The organism is Halorubrum sp. Eb13, from assembly GCF_002252895.1.
Classification (GTDB): Archaea; Halobacteriota; Halobacteria; order Halobacteriales; family Haloferacaceae; genus Halorubrum.
This window is the reverse complement of the sequence record NZ_NHPE01000031.1, coordinates 1-13,062: the sequence shown is the minus strand read 5'-3', so window position 1 is coordinate 13,062 and position 13,062 is coordinate 1. Positions and strand designations below refer to the sequence as shown.

Sequence of the window (13,062 nt, the reverse complement as noted above, 5' to 3'; positions counted from 1 at the left end):
CGCCTCCGACTCCGCCCATGAGCTTCGAGGCGCTGCCGGACGGCTGGCGGGTGTGGAACGAGGAGCCGAGCGGACGGGCGATCCTCGTCTACCGGCCCGACGTGTTCGACGGCGACGACCTCCCCGCGGAGTGCATGCCGACCATCTACCTCACGAACGGCGCGCGGACGGCCCGCCCCGGATCCGGCCAGTACGCGACCGACGAGTGGCACGTCGTGCTCTTCTTGGAGCCCGAGGTCGAGGCGGTCTCGGAGACCCGCGACGACCGCGAGTCGGGCGCGGCCGCGGCCGTCGCGGTCGCGGAGCGGTTCGCCGCCGGCGACGTCGACTACCGCGCCGCTTACCAGGTGCCGCGGGAGGCGTACTTCGAGCGATTAGACGAGCTGATCGAGGGGGAGTGAGCGCGACGTCGACGGGAGGTGAGCCGACCGGCCGGTCGGCGACTTCGCCGGACCCGATCCGCGTTTGTGCATATATACCCCGTCGTAAACCTCGATAGCACCACGAACACGAGGATTTTTATCGCCTCACGCCCCACCGTCGCGTACATGAACGCCGGTGGGGACCACACCGCTGACGAGCCGCGAGAGAAGTGCGGCGTCGTCGGCATCTCGCTCGCTGACCGCGAGGCCGCGCGGCCGCTGTACTACGCGCTGTACGCGCTCCAACACCGCGGGCAGGAGTCCGCTGGGATCGTCACGCACGACGGGTTCCAACAGCACAGCCACGTCGAGCGCGGGCTCGTCGGGGACGCGTTCGAGGAGGGGGACCTGGCGTCGCTGTCGGGCGGCACCGGCATCGGTCACGTCCGGTACCCGACCGCCGGGAGCCTCGACAAGAGCTGCGCACAGCCGTTCTCCGTCTCCTTCAAGTCCGGCTCGCTCGGGCTCTCGCACAACGGGAACCTCGTGAACGCCGACGAGGTGCGCGAGGAGCTCGCGGCGGCCGGCCACGCGTTCACCTCCGACGGCGACACCGAGGTGATCGCCCACGACCTCGCGCGCAACCTCTTGGAGGAGGACCTCGTGCGCGCCGTCAAACACACGATGAACCGCATCCACGGCTCCTACTCGCTGGCGATCACCCACGACGACACCGTCCTCGGCGTGCGCGACCCCCTCGGGAACCGTCCCCTGTGTCTGGGGAAAGTGGACGGCGGATACGTGCTCGCCAGCGAGTCGGCCGCCATCGACACCCTCGACGGGGAGCTGATCCGGGACGTGCGCCCGGGCGAACTCGTCGTCCTCGACCCCGACGGCGCGGGGTACGACACCTACCAGCTGGTCGAGCGCGAGTCGACCGCGCACTGCTTCTTCGAACACGTCTACTTCGCGCGCCCCGACTCGGTCATCGACGAGAACCTCGTGTACGAGGTCCGCCGCAAGCTCGGGCGGAAGCTCTGGGAGGAGTCCGGCGTCGAGGCCGACGTCGTGATGCCGGTCCCCGACTCCGGCCGGGCGTTCGCCTCCGGCTACGCCGACGCGGCCGGCGAGACGACCGCCGACGGCGAGGCCCGTCCGGAGAACGACGCCGGTATCGAGTTCGCCGAGGGGCTGATGAAGAACCGGTACGTCGGGCGCACGTTCATCATGCCGACGCAGGACGAGCGCGAGCGCGCGGTCCGGCTGAAGCTCAACCCGATCAAATCGACCGTGGAGGGGAAGTCGGTCACCATCATCGACGACTCCATCGTCCGGGGAACGACCTCGACGCAGCTGGTCGAGCTCGTCCGCGAAGCCGGCGCCGAGGAGGTCCACCTCCGGATCGGCGCGCCGGCGATCGTCGCGCCCTGTTACTTCGGGATCGATATGGCGACCCGCGAGGAGCTGATCGCCGCCGACGCCTCCACCGAGGAGATTCGACAGGAGGTCGGCGCCGACTCCCTCTCGTACCTCTCGATCGACGCCGTCTCCGAGGCGCTCGGCGAGAGCCGCGCGGACCTCTGTCTCGGCTGCGTCACCGGCGAGTACCCCTTCGACGTCGAGGGCGAGGAGAGCGACCGCGACCTCGACCCCGTCACGCCCGACCCGACGCCGGCGGACGACTAATCGGGCTCCGACCTCGGTTCCCGACGACTCGCCCCGTCGCCGCCTCCCGTTCTCACGTCGCGAGTCGGGAATCGGGAATTTAAATACGCCCACGCTGGGAGGTACAGGTATGACATCCGACGCCGACGACGCGACGATGAGCCGCCGCGGGCTGTTCAGGGTCGGCGCCGCAGGCGCCGCCGCCGCGACCGGCCTCGCCGCCGGTTCCGGGACCGCCGCCGCCCAGTACGGCGGCTGGCTCGACGACGTGGACAACTACGACGGGACGCACGACTACACCGGACAGGACGAGGTCACCGTCGACGTCGGCGCGGTCAACGGGCTCAGGTTCGGTCCGGCCGCGATCCTGATCGACCCCGGAACGACCGTCGTCTGGGAGTGGACCGGCGAGGGCGGCGCGCACAACGTCGTCGCCGAGGACGGGACGTTCGACAGCGGCGAGACCGTCAGCGAGGCGGGGACCACCTTCGAGTACACGTTCGACGACGCGTCCGACAGCGACACGTTCAATTACCTCTGCGTACCGCACGAGGCGGTCGGCATGAAGGGCTCCGTCGCGGTCGGCTCCGTCGACGACGACCTCGTCCAGCCCGACGCCGGCGGCGACGGTGGGAGCGGTGACGGCGGAGGCGGGGGAAGCGGTGGCGACGGAGGCGACGGAGGCGACGGCGGAAGCGGTGGCGACGGAGGCGACGGCGGAAGCGGTGGCGACGGAGGCGACGGCGACGACGGCGGGAGCGCCGGCCGCGTCCTCAGCGCGGGCGACATCGGCGCGCTCGCGCTCGGCTTCGGGTTCGCCGGTGCGCTGCTCGTCCCGCTCTTCTACGCGGCCCACCGGATGGCGAACGAAGACGGGTAGGCGGCCGGACCGGTCTCACCGACCGCTTTCCCGGTCGGTGCCGACGGCGACCCGCGACCGCAACACCAGTGAGACGGCCGCCAGCCACAGCGCCGCTTCGAGGAAGAAGGAGGGGGTTCCGACGTAGAACAGCGCGAACTCGCCCGGCGGGATCGCGAGCGGGTCGGACCGCGTGAGGAGCGGCCACCCGAGGAACGCCGCGTCGCCCGGCCGCCCGTTCACGACCATGTGGAGCGCGTCGAGCGCGAGGTGAGAGCCCCAGCCGACCGCGACCGCGAGGCCGCGGCGCCTCGCGGCGACGGCGACGAGCGCGGCGAGCGGCACGAGCAGCGCGGAGTGGCCGACCGACTGGTAGACGTCGAAGACGCCGAGCGCGCCGAGCGGCTTGTCGACGACGTCCGGGAGCGCGGCGCCGGCGAAGACCCACCACACGGAGAGCGGCGGCGAACCGCCGAGGTACCGCCGGAGGCGCGGGTGTCCCGACAGCCACCCGAGGCCGGCGGCGACGAGGAGGTGAGTCGCGAACAGCACGACGGTTCGTACGGTTGACGGCGATATCAAGCTTCGTCGGAGCGGTCGGGGCGATCGGTGCGGCCGGTACGGTCGGAGCGCCCGGCTTCGCCGGTCGGCCCCGCGCCCGCCTCAGAACGCGTGGTACAGCATGACGTACACGCCGATCCCCATCGCGAAGGAGATCAGCCAGAGGACGGCGGCGACGAAGCCGACCTGCGCGTGACGCGTGTGGTACAGCTCCTCGTACGGGCGGGTCGCGGCGAGCAGGAGCGCGTAGAAGACGAACGGGATACAGGCGATCGCGAGCAGAATGTGTATCCCGAGGAACGGGAGGTAGAGGTAGGTGTAGACGACGTCGGGGCCGGGGAATTCGGTCGTGCCGACGTGGATCAGCCGGTAGAGGTACGCGCCGAGGAAGGCGGTGAAGAGGCCGAACGACGTCAGCATGAACGCGCGGTGTCGGCGCACGTCGCCGCGGGCGATGGCGCGCCAGCCGAGGACGATGGTGCCGATGGCCGTCGCCGAGACGGCGGCGTTGAAGTGCGGGATCGCGGCGAGGACGGCGTCGCTCGCGCGGGGCAGGAGGACGCTCGGGATCGCGCCGCCGACGGCGCCGAACACCACGGCCAGCGCCGCGACGGAACTGAGTGCGGTCAAAAGCGGGACGTTCTCGCGGGCCCACTCGGACATATCGGATCTGAGGGCCGCCACTCCCAAACCCGTGCCGGTTCCGGCGCGTCCGACCGGGGGCGTGTCCGACCCGGAATTCGCCCGGCCCCGCCGCCCGGTGTCACTCTTCGACACGGCACTGCCGAATGGAAGGGCTTTTAATTGGGGGAAGGGTACGTGAGGACGCGATTGAACACCGCGAGCGTGGGTAGCCAAGCCAGGCCAACGGCGCAGCGTTGAGGGCGCTGTCCTGTAGAGGTCCGCCGGTTCAAATCCGGTCCCACGCATCGCTCGGCGGCACACCCGCCGCACCGATGCACGGTGTTGTCTCTACGACAGCATCCACGCACAATTCCTTTCGAACGTTACGCGACGAGCGACAGCTGTGATCGGAACGCTGTGATCGTGAACACCGCCGAAGCCCCAGCCGCGAGGACTCGCGACTGCCCCTTTGAGTCCCACCCGACCGCAGCCGCACAGCCCCTCGCGCCTCCCCAGCCTCGCCGCGGCCGCGCCGGCGGCCGCGGGCTCCCTCGCGCGTGCTGACTCGCGGCCGCCGAGGGCGGCCGCTCACAGGCACGCGCCACCGCCCAGTCATTTATAAGTAACCTCGGTGGCCTCGATCCGCATCGCCCGCGCGAACTGCCACCCTTTTAGTCCCGGCCTGCCGGAGTAACGCGTAATGAGCGAGGACGCGACCCCCGAGTACGACCACGAGGAGCTGGGGCTCGTCGCCGGGCTGGAGATCCACCAGCAGCTCGACACGGAGACGAAGCTGTTCTGCGACTCCCCGACCGTCGAGCGCGACCCCGACGAGGCCGACCGCGAGATCGCCCGCCGGCTCCACCCGACGAAGAGCGAGCTCGGCGAGCTCGACGACGCCGCGATGGAGGAGAGCCGCGTCGACCGCGAGTTCACCTACCTCGCGTACGACACCACCTGCCTCGTCGAGGAGGACGACGAGCCGCCCCGGCGCGTCGACGGCGAGGCGCTCTCGGTCGCGCTCCAGATCGCCGACCTGCTCGACGTCTCGGTCGTCGACCAGGCGCACGTGATGCGGAAGCTCGTCATCGACGGGTCGAACACCTCGGGCTTCCAGCGCTCGATCCTGCTCGGCCAGAGCGGGGAGATCGAGACGAGCGAGGGGGCGGTGTCGATCGTCGACCTCATGCTGGAGGAGGAGTCGGCAAAGCGCGTCGAGGAGACTGACGACGGCGTCGTCTACTCGCTGGACCGCCTCGGCGTCCCGCTCGTCGAGATCGGTACCGGTCCGGACATCCGGAGCCCCGAGGGCGCCCGCGAGGCCGCCGAGCGCATCGGCATGCTGCTCCGGTCGACCGGCGCGGTCAAGCGCGGGCTCGGCACGATTCGGCAGGACGTCAACGTCTCCATCGCCGAGGGCGCCCGCGTCGAGGTGAAAGGCGTCCAGGACCTCCAGGGGATCGAGGACATCGTCCGCGGCGAGGTCGGCCGGCAGGCGGAGCTGCTCGCGATCCGCGACGAGCTTCGCGACCGCGACGCGAGCGTCGGCGACGTCTCGGACGCGACCGACGTCTTCGCCGAGACCGACTCCGGGGTCATCCGGGGCGCGCTCGACTCGGGCGGGAAGGTGACCGCGGTTCCGCTGTTCGGCTTCGACGGGCTCGTAGGGTGGGAAATCCAGCCGGACCGCCGGCTCGGGACCGAGCTCTCCGACCACGCGAAGCGACACGGGGCGGGCGGGATCTTCCACACCGACGAGCTGCCGGCGTACGGCGTGACCGAGGCCGAGGTCGAGTCCCTCCGCGAGGCGGTCGGCGCCGGGCCGGAGGACGCGGTCGCCATCGTCGCCGCCGACCCGGAGACCGCCGACCTCGCGATCGAGGCCGCCGCCGACCGGGCCGCCGCGGCGATCGAGGGCGTCCCCGAGGAGACCCGCGGCGCCAACGAGGACGGGACGACCCGCTACCTCCGTCCGCTTCCCGGCGCGGCTCGGATGTACCCCGAGACGGACGTGCCGCCGGTCGAGCCGGACCCGTCCGACGTCGACCGACCCGAGCTCCTCGACGAGAAGACCGACCGCTACGCCGAGGAGTTCGGACTCGATCGCGGGCTCGCCGAGCAGGTCGCCTTCGGGCGGCGCTTCCCGCTGTTCGAGACCGCGGTCGAGCGCGGCGTCGACCCCACCTTCGCGGCGTCGACGCTGGAGTCGACGACGACGGAGATCCGCCGCGAGGGGGCCCCGGTCGAGAACCTGACCGACGACCACTTCCTCGACTTATTCGCCCTCGTCGAGGGCGGCGACCTCGCGAAGGAGGGCGTGCCGGAGGTGCTGACGACGCTCGCCGAGAACCCGGACCTCACGGCCGCGGAGGCGGTCGAGGAGGCCGGACTCTCTGGGGTGAGCGAGGATGCGGTCCGCGAGGCGGTCGTCGACGTCGTCGAGCGCAACGCCGATCAGATCGAGGCGGAGGGGATGGGGGCGTTCTCGGGGCTGATGGGCGAGGCCATGGGCGCGCTCCGCGGCAAGGCCGACGGGGAGGTCGTCTCCGACGTGCTCCGCGAGGAGATCGGCAAGCGGTCGTAACGGTCCTCGGAATCCCTCCCGTTCCGCCCCCGATTCACACGTTGTCGCCCCTGTTCTTTACGTGTCGCGGGGCCTTGATTCGTACCTAGAGGGAACACCAGATGGACGATCCGCCACCGGGTCCCTCGGACGACCCGCCAGCGACAGACCGCACGCCCGAGCCGGCCGTCGCGAAGACGCGCGGCGACCGGGTCTCCGACGCGACGAACCGGTTCATCCACGGCGTCGAACTCGCCGCGGCGGCGCTGTTCGCCCTCCTGTTCGGGATCGGCGTGGTCGACCTCGCGATACAGATCGCCGAGTCAGTTCCCACCGGCGAGATCACCGACCCGAACACGGTCATCGGATTCATCGAGACCGGACTGCTGCTGCTCATCATCGTCGAGGTGTACGAGACGGTCGTCGCCTACATCGAACAGAGCGACACCCGTCGGATCGTCAGGCTCGTGATCTACACGGGCGTCATCGCGATGGTCCGGAAAGTGATCATCTTCCGGACCACCGAGTACCCATCGACGCAGGACGCGCTCTTCGCCGCGTTCGCGTACACGCTGGTGATACTCGGACTGGTAGCGCTACTGTTCGTCGAGCGGTCGGTCGGGTCCTCCCTGTCGCCGGAGTGAGGTCGGCGCTACTCGGTCAGCTCCGCGAGCAGCGTGTCGAGGTCGTACGTCGCCGGCGCTCGCGGCTCGTCGCGGAGTGTGGCGATCGTGAACGTCGAGTTCGTGCGTTCGACCTCGGGAATCGCCTCGAAGTCGCTGATGAGCCGCTCGACGGTGTCGGACGACGAGAGCCGCGCGAGGACGACGAAGTCGGTTTCGCCCATCGTGAAGAACGCCTCCGTGACCCCCTCGACCGCCAGTAGCTCGTCGGCGAACTCCTCGTACGGGCCCTCGTAGCTCGCGAGCACCTCGACGATGACGGTGACGCCGAGCCCGAGCGCCTCGTGGTCGAGGTCGTACAGATCGTTCTCGATCACGCCGTCCTCGCGGAGGTTGTTCAGCCGGTAGTGGATCGTCGACACCGGAATCCCGGTCTCCTCGTGGAGCCGCTCGGGGCTCCCGGTTCCGAGGTCAGATATCGCCTTCAACAGCCGCACGTCGCGCTCGTCCATACGCCCCCTTCGAGTGAGGGACTGTTGTATATTCCGACCGACACACTTGCACTCGAATCCAAGAACGACCCTCGTTTCGGAAGCGTATTGCAGTTCGTTCGTATGCGTGATTGTTCATTCTGAATTCGGCCGATTGTGAGAGAATAGTTTAACTGTCTCAAGAAACTTCGATCTAACACTCAATGAAGCTACGGAACCTCCTCTCTACTCCGGAATCAGTCGTCGCCGCCTTCGTCCTCCTCGCGACCCTGTGGGGCACCTCCTTCGTCGCGATCGAGGCCGGGTTACACCACTTCCCGCCGCTGCTGTTCGCCGGCGTCAGGTACGCGATCGCCGGAGCGATCGTGCTGGGCGTCGCCGCGGTCATGTCCGGACGGACGACGCCCAGCGGACGCGACGAGTGGCTCGGCGTCGCCGTCGCGGCGACCTTCGTTATCGCCGCGTACCACGGGCTGTTGTACGTCGGCGAGCTCCACATCTCGGGGGCGGTCGCCGCGGTGGTCGTGAGCCTCGTGCCGGTGTTGACCGCGGTGTTCGCCGCGGTCCTCCTCCCCAACGAGCGGCTCGGTCCCGTCGAGATCGGCGGGTTCGCCCTCGGTGTCCTCGGGGTGGTCGTGATCGCCGACCCGACCGCGGCCGGGGCCGGTAACTCGGCCCTCCTCGGCGTCGGCCTCGCGTTCGCCGGCGCCGTCGCCTTCTCGCTGGGCGCGGTCCTGCTCCGACCGCTCCGGACCGACCTCCCGATCGCCGCCCTGCAGGGGTGGGCGATGGTGCTCGGCGCCGGAATCCTCTTCGTCGGCGCCGCCGCGCTCGGGGAGTCGCCGTCGGCGATCGAGTGGAACAGAACCGCGATCGTGTCGCTCGCCTACCTCACGCTGCTGTCGGGCGTCCTCGCGTTCCTGATCTACTTCGCGCTGCTCGACGAGGTCGGCCCGGCGCAGCTCCACCTCGTCGGGTACGCCGAGCCCGTGGTCGCCGCGGCCGGGAGCTGGGTCCTGCTCGGCACCCTCGTCGAGGCGGAAGCGATCGTCGGGTTCGTCGCGATACTCGCGGGCTTCCTCGCGCTCGAACGCCGGGAGATCGCGGCGTACGTCGGGTTCGACGCGTATCACTGGCCCGCGCTGATCGGGCGGAAGTAAGGGTTTTTTCGGGGCGCTCAGCCCTCGACGTCCGCGGTCAGGCCCGCGCGGAGATCGCGGCCGAAGTAGTGGCCGAGCAGGGCCGCGACGAGCCCGAGCCCGCCGCCGACCGCGAGCAGGGGAAGCCCCCACTGCTGGAGGTAGTCGACCCCGATCGGGAGGAAGCCGACGCCGAGGACGTTCGTGACCGCGACGAGGGCCCCCGCCGCGGCGCCGGCGAGCCCGGTCTCGACGTACCGTCGGGCGGAGAGCGCCAGCCCGATCAGGAACGCGGCGAGGAACACGCCTCCGGCCGAACCGATCGTCCCGCCGATGAGCGGGATCGCGCCGCCGACGAAGACGCCGATCGCGACCGCGGCGAGCGCGAGCGCGAACGCCTTCGCGGAGAACCAGCGACCGCTCGTCCCGACGCGCCCGCCGTCGCCGCCGGTCTCGGCCGCCCGGCCAGCCGACTCGTTCCTCTCGGCGCGCGAATCGGCCTCGTCCGACGTCGAGGGGTCCCCGCCCTCGGCGAGGTCGTCGTCGAGGAGGTCGTCGAGGTCGTCCATCGGGTCGCCGTCGGACGCCTCCCGCTCCTTGGAGGGTTGCATACCGGAGCGTTCGCCCGTGAGACCTTGGGTCTTGTGCCCACAGTCGACTCGCCTCGTCGGCGAGCGGCGGCCGCCGCGGTCGCGTCGGGTCTCCTCGTCGACGCGGTCGCGTCGCGTCTCACGGCCGCGTTTCACCGGAAACGAGGTGTCTCGGAGGCGAGCGCCGCGACGCACGGCACGGTCGCTCCCCGCTAGTCGCCGCCGCCCGACTCGCGCGATCCCCAGACGCGCTTGTCGACGAGCTCGACCGTCATCGGCCCGTCGACGGTGACCTGACACGACAGCCGCGGGTAGCCGAAACGGGCCGCGAGCCGGTCGTGCCAGTGGTCCGGCGGCGGTCCCTCGCGGATCCGAACGCCGCAGGTGGCGCAGATCCCGCGCCCGCCGCAGTTCAGTCGGCGCGTCGCGGCCGCGTACGGCGACAGGTCGGCGTCGAGGAGGACGCGCCGCAGGTTCCGTCCCGGCTCGACAGCCAGCTTTGTGCGTTCCTCGCCATCGACGACGGTCACGGGAACGGTCTCGGCGTCGGTCATGCGACACCCGACGTTACGCCCGCGGACCCATAGGCGAGCGGGTCCCCGCTGGCGACCCGGAACGGCTTTCCACGCCCGCGCCGACCGCGTCGACATGGACACGCGTCGCGCGCTGCTCGACGCCCTGGAGGACGGTCCGGTCTCGGGACCGGCGCTCGCCGCGGAGCTCGACGTCTCGCGGGCGGCGGTGTGGAAGGCGGTCGAGGCGCTCCGCGAGGAGGGGTTCGCCGTCGAGTCGACGGGCGCGGGCTACGCCGCGCCCGCGGAGCCCGCCTACTGCGCGGCCGGGATCGAGTTCGGACTCGACGCGCCGTACGAGGTGGAGTACCACGACGCCGTCCCGTCGACGAACGACCGCGCCCGCGAGCTGGCGGCCGACGGCGCCGCCGACGTCGCCGTCGTCGCCGACGAGCAGACCGGCGGTCGGGGCCGGCTCGACCGCGAGTGGGTCGCGCCGAGCGGCGGCGTCTGGCTGTCCGTCGTCACCCGGCCGACGGTCTCGCCCGCCCGCGCGCCGCTGTTCACCCTCGCCGCGGCGGTCGCGACGGTCGACGCCTGTCGCGAGGTCGGCGTCGACGCGCACATCAAGTGGCCGAACGACGTGCTCGTCGGGGGCGACGGTGCGGGAGGCGCCGCGGGCGACGCCGACCGCTCGGGACGCGGCGGCCGCAAGCTCGCCGGGATCCTCACCGAGATGGAGGGCGAGGCCGACCGCGTCTCGTGGCTCGTCGTCGGCGTCGGCGTCAACGCGAACCTCGACCCGGAGGCGCTCCCGGGCGACGCGACCTCGCTGCGCGCCGAGACCGGCGACGACGTCGACAGGCGGCGGTTCGCGGCGACGCTCCTCGAGCGGTTCGCGGCGCTCGCGGAGACGGCGGACCGATCCGACCGGATCCTCGCGGCGTGGCGCGAGCGGGCGAGCACGCTCGGGCGACGGGTCCGCGTGGAGACTCCGACGGGGGCCGTCACGGGGACCGCGGTCGACGTCGAGTCGCCGGGCGCGCTCGTGATCGACACGGGGGACGGGACGCGGCGCGTCCACGCCGGGGACTGCGAGCACCTCCGCGACGCCGACGGCTGACCGCGGGGTCGGGTCGGCGGGGGCTGGACGGCGCGGCGTCGCGAGGGTCGGGACTGGGCAGCCCGGCCGCGCTCACGTCCGTCCGGCGGCCTCCGCCACGCTCGGCTCCGTCGGGACGTCGCCGTCGATCCGGACCGTCAGGACCGGGACGGCGGCGCCGCGAACGACTTTCTCGGCCACGCTCCCGAGCAGGAGCCGGTCTATCCCGCCGCGGCCGTGGGTGCCCATCACGACGAGGTCACAGCCGTTCCCCTCGGCGTACCGGATGATCTCGCGGCTGGGCGACCCCTCGACGACGGCCGTTTCCACGTCGACGACGGTCTCCTCGGCCAGCTCCTCGACCGCCGCCACGGCCTCCTCGGCGTCGCCCCGCAGGAGCTCGCCGACGCCCTCCCAGGAGGCCTCCATCGGCATCCCCGCGTAGCTCGCCGTGTCGACCACGTGGACCGCGTGGACCGCGGCATCGTGGACCGCGGCGAGGTCCAGCGCGTGCGCGACCGCCCGCTCCCCCTCGGTGGAGCCGTCGGTCGGGACTAGGATCCGGTCGTAGAGTGTCATCTGTTCACATGTATCATGAAGCTGCGACCGCATAACTCTTTGCAGGCTTTGCCGGTTCTTTGGCCCGACCGTTCGAGGCGTGCGTTTAAGCGCTCTCGACGCGATATGCGGCCATGACGACCGAGATCCACCTATCGAGAGTCGAGGGCGAATTCGCTGACCACTCCTTCCCGGCGGCTCGGAGCGACCTCGCCGAGGCGTGCGCCGGGACCACCGTGCTGTTCGCCGACGGCGACGCCGACCTCGGCGAGCTGCTCAGCGAAATCGAGCAAGAGCGGTTCGAGAGCCCCCAAGACGCCTACACGGCGCTTCAGAACGTCCTCCCGATCGAAGCGGTCGGCGAGCCGGGGCAGTCCGACGGCGACGCCTGATCGGGTCGGGATGACGCCCGACCAGTCGGATCCGACGCCCGACCAGTCTGCTCCGACGCCCGACCGGGTCGACGACGCCTGCCGACTCCCCGTACGTCACTAATCCGCACGCCACGTCGCGTCTCGCATCGCTTTTTACCGCGGGTCGCGCACTGACGGTAATGAGTTATCGGATCGGCCTCGTCGGCAAGCCCTCCGTGGGGAAGTCGACGTTTTTCAACGCCGCGACGATGAACGACGTGCCCGAGGGCGCGTACCCGTTCACCACGATCGACCCGACCGTCGGCGAGGCATACGTCCGCGTCGACTGCGCCGCCCCGGAGTTCGACGAGAGCTGCACGCCGAACGTCGGCGTCTGCCGCGAGGGGACCCGGTACGTCCCCGTGAAGCTCGTCGACGTCGCCGGGCTCGTCCCCGGCGCCCACGAGGGGCGCGGTCTCGGCAACCAGTTCCTCACCGACCTCAACGAGACCGACGTGCTGATTCACGTCGTCGACTTCTCGGGCAAGACCGACATCGAGGGCGAGGCCACCGAGGGCCACGACCCGCGCGAGGACATCGACTTCTTAGAGGAGGAGCTCGACGAGTGGTACCTCGACGTGCTCCGCAAGGGGATCGAGAAGTTCGAGACGCGCTACCACGGCTCAGAGGCCGCCATCGAGCGGGAGCTCGCCGAGCAGATGTCGGCGTTCGGCATCGACAAGGACCGGATGAAACGCGTCATCCTCGCCGAGGGACTGGAGCTCGACCCCGAGACGTGGGACGACGCCGACGAGGCGTCGCTCGCCCGCGAGATCCGCAAGCGCACGAAGCCGATGGTCGTCGCCGCGAACAAGATGGACACGCCCGAGGCGCAGTCGAACTGGGAGGCGATCACGTCGGACCCCGACTACGACCACCTCTCGTTCGTCCCCGCGAGCGCCCACGCCGAGAAGGCCCTCAAGAACGCCAACGACGCCGGCGTCGTCGACTACACGCCCGGCGAGAGCGATTTCGACGTCGTCGGCGACGTCTCCGGCGA

At 70.8% G+C, this 13,062-nt stretch carries 15 protein-coding genes and 1 tRNA gene; 10 read left to right on the top strand and 6 right to left on the bottom strand.

Going from position 1 to position 13,062, the window contains the following annotated elements:
* Positions 1–17: 17 nt before the first annotated feature.
* The 3 genes from DJ75_RS02965 (at position 18) to DJ75_RS02955 (ending at position 2,907) form a co-directional block, all read left to right on the top strand.
* Positions 18–401 (top strand): DUF5820 family protein, encoded by a 384-nt coding sequence (locus tag DJ75_RS02965; RefSeq protein WP_094522384.1) that lies wholly within the window; start codon positions 18–20, stop codon positions 399–401.
* Positions 402–548: 147 nt separating this feature from the next.
* Entirely contained in the window at positions 549–2,048 is a 1,500-nt protein-coding gene (gene purF, locus DJ75_RS02960) for an amidophosphoribosyltransferase (RefSeq protein WP_094522383.1), read from the top strand.
* A 109-nt stretch (positions 2,049–2,157) separates the two neighbouring features.
* The gene (locus tag DJ75_RS02955; RefSeq protein ID WP_094522382.1) at positions 2,158–2,907 is read left to right on the top strand and encodes a halocyanin domain-containing protein; all 750 of its coding nucleotides are present in this window, start codon (positions 2,158–2,160) and stop codon (positions 2,905–2,907) included.
* A gap of 15 nt (positions 2,908–2,922) precedes the next feature.
* Here DJ75_RS02955 and DJ75_RS02950 read toward each other — a convergent pair whose 3' ends face one another.
* Together DJ75_RS02950 and DJ75_RS02945 are read right to left on the bottom strand one after the other, a co-directional pair.
* Complete coding sequence (locus DJ75_RS02950; protein WP_094522381.1) at positions 2,923–3,438, bottom strand: metal-dependent hydrolase; 516 nt, start codon at positions 3,436–3,438, stop codon at positions 2,923–2,925.
* A 111-nt stretch (positions 3,439–3,549) separates the two neighbouring features.
* On the bottom strand, positions 3,550–4,110 hold the full coding sequence (locus DJ75_RS02945; protein WP_094522380.1) for a DUF420 domain-containing protein: 561 nt from the start codon (positions 4,108–4,110) through the stop codon (positions 3,550–3,552).
* Between the two features lie 181 nt (positions 4,111–4,291).
* On the opposite strand from DJ75_RS02945, the gene DJ75_RS02940 reads away from it, so the two are divergent.
* From DJ75_RS02940 to DJ75_RS02930, 3 genes are all read left to right on the top strand, one after another.
* Positions 4,292–4,376, top strand: a tRNA-Leu gene (locus tag DJ75_RS02940).
* A gap of 395 nt (positions 4,377–4,771) precedes the next feature.
* Positions 4,772–6,655, top strand: coding sequence for a Glu-tRNA(Gln) amidotransferase subunit GatE (gene gatE, locus DJ75_RS02935; protein ID WP_094522379.1), 1,884 nt, complete (start codon positions 4,772–4,774; stop codon positions 6,653–6,655).
* A 101-nt stretch (positions 6,656–6,756) separates the two neighbouring features.
* On the top strand, positions 6,757–7,278 hold the full coding sequence (locus tag DJ75_RS02930; protein ID WP_094522378.1) for a phosphate-starvation-inducible PsiE family protein: 522 nt from the start codon (positions 6,757–6,759) through the stop codon (positions 7,276–7,278).
* 8 nt (positions 7,279–7,286) lie between these two features.
* Here DJ75_RS02930 and DJ75_RS02925 read toward each other — a convergent pair whose 3' ends face one another.
* Complete coding sequence (locus tag DJ75_RS02925; protein WP_094522377.1) at positions 7,287–7,769, bottom strand: Lrp/AsnC family transcriptional regulator; 483 nt, start codon at positions 7,767–7,769, stop codon at positions 7,287–7,289.
* A gap of 182 nt (positions 7,770–7,951) precedes the next feature.
* On the opposite strand from DJ75_RS02925, the gene DJ75_RS02920 reads away from it, so the two are divergent.
* Positions 7,952–8,908: a DMT family transporter gene (locus tag DJ75_RS02920; RefSeq protein WP_094522376.1), complete on the top strand. Its 957-nt coding sequence runs from the start codon at positions 7,952–7,954 to the stop codon at positions 8,906–8,908.
* Between the two features lie 17 nt (positions 8,909–8,925).
* Here DJ75_RS02920 and DJ75_RS02915 read toward each other — a convergent pair whose 3' ends face one another.
* Both DJ75_RS02915 and DJ75_RS02910 read right to left on the bottom strand, forming a co-directional pair.
* Positions 8,926–9,498, bottom strand: coding sequence for a hypothetical protein (locus tag DJ75_RS02915; RefSeq protein ID WP_094522459.1), 573 nt, complete (start codon positions 9,496–9,498; stop codon positions 8,926–8,928).
* A gap of 191 nt (positions 9,499–9,689) precedes the next feature.
* Entirely contained in the window at positions 9,690–10,031 is a 342-nt protein-coding gene (locus tag DJ75_RS02910; RefSeq protein WP_094522375.1) for a 2Fe-2S iron-sulfur cluster-binding protein, read from the bottom strand.
* A 94-nt stretch (positions 10,032–10,125) separates the two neighbouring features.
* Here DJ75_RS02910 and DJ75_RS02905 point away from each other — a divergent pair, with 94 nt between their 5' ends.
* Positions 10,126–11,112: a biotin--[acetyl-CoA-carboxylase] ligase gene (locus DJ75_RS02905; RefSeq protein WP_094522374.1), complete on the top strand. Its 987-nt coding sequence runs from the start codon at positions 10,126–10,128 to the stop codon at positions 11,110–11,112.
* Positions 11,113–11,184: 72 nt separating this feature from the next.
* Here DJ75_RS02905 and DJ75_RS02900 read toward each other — a convergent pair whose 3' ends face one another.
* Positions 11,185–11,670: a universal stress protein gene (locus tag DJ75_RS02900; protein ID WP_094522373.1), complete on the bottom strand. Its 486-nt coding sequence runs from the start codon at positions 11,668–11,670 to the stop codon at positions 11,185–11,187.
* Between the two features lie 113 nt (positions 11,671–11,783).
* Here DJ75_RS02900 and DJ75_RS02895 point away from each other — a divergent pair, with 113 nt between their 5' ends.
* Both DJ75_RS02895 and ychF read left to right on the top strand, forming a co-directional pair.
* The gene (locus DJ75_RS02895; RefSeq protein WP_094522372.1) at positions 11,784–12,041 is read left to right on the top strand and encodes a DUF2795 domain-containing protein; all 258 of its coding nucleotides are present in this window, start codon (positions 11,784–11,786) and stop codon (positions 12,039–12,041) included.
* A gap of 161 nt (positions 12,042–12,202) precedes the next feature.
* A partial coding sequence (gene ychF, locus DJ75_RS02890; protein WP_094522371.1) for a YchF-related putative GTPase occupies positions 12,203–13,062 on the top strand: 860 nt, incomplete at its 3' end.

Excerpts from the sequence above, each read along its gene's own strand:
- DJ75_RS02965 (WP_094522384.1), top strand. The coding sequence starts at position 18 with ATGAGCTTCGAGGCGCTGCCGGACGGCTGGCGGGTGTGGAACGAGGAG.
- DJ75_RS02910 (WP_094522375.1), bottom strand. The coding sequence starts at position 10,031 with ATGACCGACGCCGAGACCGTTCCCGTGACCGTCGTCGATGGCGAGGAA.
- purF (WP_094522383.1), top strand. The coding sequence starts at position 549 with ATGAACGCCGGTGGGGACCACACCGCTGACGAGCCGCGAGAGAAGTGC.
- DJ75_RS02955 (WP_094522382.1), top strand. The coding sequence starts at position 2,158 with ATGACATCCGACGCCGACGACGCGACGATGAGCCGCCGCGGGCTGTTC.
- DJ75_RS02920 (WP_094522376.1), top strand. The coding sequence starts at position 7,952 with ATGAAGCTACGGAACCTCCTCTCTACTCCGGAATCAGTCGTCGCCGCC.
- DJ75_RS02915 (WP_094522459.1), bottom strand. The coding sequence starts at position 9,498 with ATGCAACCCTCCAAGGAGCGGGAGGCGTCCGACGGCGACCCGATGGAC.
- DJ75_RS02945 (WP_094522380.1), bottom strand. The coding sequence starts at position 4,110 with ATGTCCGAGTGGGCCCGCGAGAACGTCCCGCTTTTGACCGCACTCAGT.
- DJ75_RS02930 (WP_094522378.1), top strand. The coding sequence starts at position 6,757 with ATGGACGATCCGCCACCGGGTCCCTCGGACGACCCGCCAGCGACAGAC.
- DJ75_RS02900 (WP_094522373.1), bottom strand. The coding sequence starts at position 11,670 with ATGACACTCTACGACCGGATCCTAGTCCCGACCGACGGCTCCACCGAG.
- DJ75_RS02895 (WP_094522372.1), top strand. The coding sequence starts at position 11,784 with ATGACGACCGAGATCCACCTATCGAGAGTCGAGGGCGAATTCGCTGAC.
- DJ75_RS02905 (WP_094522374.1), top strand. The coding sequence starts at position 10,126 with ATGGACACGCGTCGCGCGCTGCTCGACGCCCTGGAGGACGGTCCGGTC.
- DJ75_RS02925 (WP_094522377.1), bottom strand. The coding sequence starts at position 7,769 with ATGGACGAGCGCGACGTGCGGCTGTTGAAGGCGATATCTGACCTCGGA.
- gatE (WP_094522379.1), top strand. The coding sequence starts at position 4,772 with ATGAGCGAGGACGCGACCCCCGAGTACGACCACGAGGAGCTGGGGCTC.